Here is a 1,186-nt window from a genome sequence, read left to right as displayed (position 1 = left end):
GTTCTTAAAAATGAACTTTTTCGTTAAGCTATGTGCAGAGGTCAAGCTGCGCTTGATCTTTGCTATAGCGAGAAAAAGTCTATTGCTTCAATGAACTTTTATTTACTTTGTTATTTGCTCTTGTTTTAATTTCATCATGTCAAAGATCGCTTCAATCGCGCCTGCCGAATCAATAACGGCAGCTGATCGATCGTTGTCTGAACCGGAGTCGAACCGCCTGCTGAAAAAGTTGGAAACAGAAAAGTGAATCCACCTTTTCCCGTTTTTCTTTCCTCTTTCTCTTGTCCCCGTACGGACTTTCAAACATCAATATTTCTTCTTTCCAGAAACGAACGCGCCCGTTCGCCTTTCTTTTTTTTCCGTGGAGAATAACGGATTCGAACCGTTGACCCTCTGCGTGCAAGGCAGATGCTCTAGCCAGCTGAGCTAATCCCCCGATCTGCTGATTGACTGATTTGCCGATTATTCATCTTCCAATCATCGAATCAAACAATCACCGCATCATTTTCCTGTAGTCCCAGGCAGAGTTGAACTGCCGACCTCTACATTATCAGTGTAGCGCTCTAACCAACTGAGCTATAGGACTGGCTGGTTTGCTGTCGGCATCCCTTCTCTCTTTTTTTCCTATGGGCATCAACGGGATGTCTGGGGTTTCTCTGGCCGCCTCCTTCTTTTTCATCAAGAGGTGGTTCACGGATTCCTTCTCCTCCCGCCTCAATGCGCGGGTCATATCATTAAATACACATTTTATCTTGCACTTGAAGACATCAACCCTTCTCTTGCTGTCGGGGCTGTTCAGCAGCGTACTACCTTTTTTATTGGTACCTCGTACGTTGATCGTTTAAAAAAAATAAAAAAATCGTGAACCGGAAGCCTATCCTGAAAAAGATCTTATCGCCCTTTTCACGTATTTTCTATGGCTTCCTCCCATTTGTTCCGTTTTCTCGGTGTTGGCCCGGTCATCCCAAAAGGCGTCTCTCCAGAAAGGAGGTGTTCCAGCCGCACCTTCCGGTACGGCTACCTTGTTACGACTTAGCCCCAGTCACCAGTTTTGCCCTAGGTCGCTCCTTGACGGTTACGAACTTCAGGTACCCCCGGCTTCCATGGCTTGACGGGCGGTGTGTACAAGGCCCGGGAACGTATTCACCGCGCCGTGGCTGATGCGCGATTACTAGCGAATCCAGCT

At 47.1% G+C, this 1,186-nt stretch carries 1 protein-coding gene, 2 tRNA genes and 1 rRNA gene; all 4 read right to left on the bottom strand.

From position 1 onward, the window contains the following. Window positions 1-102: 102 nt before the first annotated feature. Window positions 103-303, bottom strand: a complete 201-nt coding sequence (locus NC238_06415; GenBank protein MCM1565572.1) for a hypothetical protein — start codon at window positions 301-303, stop codon at window positions 103-105. Between the two features lie 59 nt (window positions 304-362). Continuing rightward, window positions 363-436 (bottom strand) — tRNA-Ala (locus NC238_06410). Between the two features lie 76 nt (window positions 437-512). Continuing rightward, a tRNA-Ile gene (locus tag NC238_06405) sits at window positions 513-586 on the bottom strand. A gap of 397 nt (window positions 587-983) precedes the next feature. Beyond that, a 16S ribosomal RNA gene (locus NC238_06400) occupies window positions 984-1,186 on the bottom strand; the annotation flags it as partial.

This window comes from Dehalobacter sp. (assembly GCA_023667845.1).
Classification (GTDB): Bacteria; Bacillota; Desulfitobacteriia; order Desulfitobacteriales; family Syntrophobotulaceae; genus Dehalobacter.
Note: the sequence above shows the minus strand (reverse complement) of the source record. Positions and strands in the feature narration are given on the sequence as shown.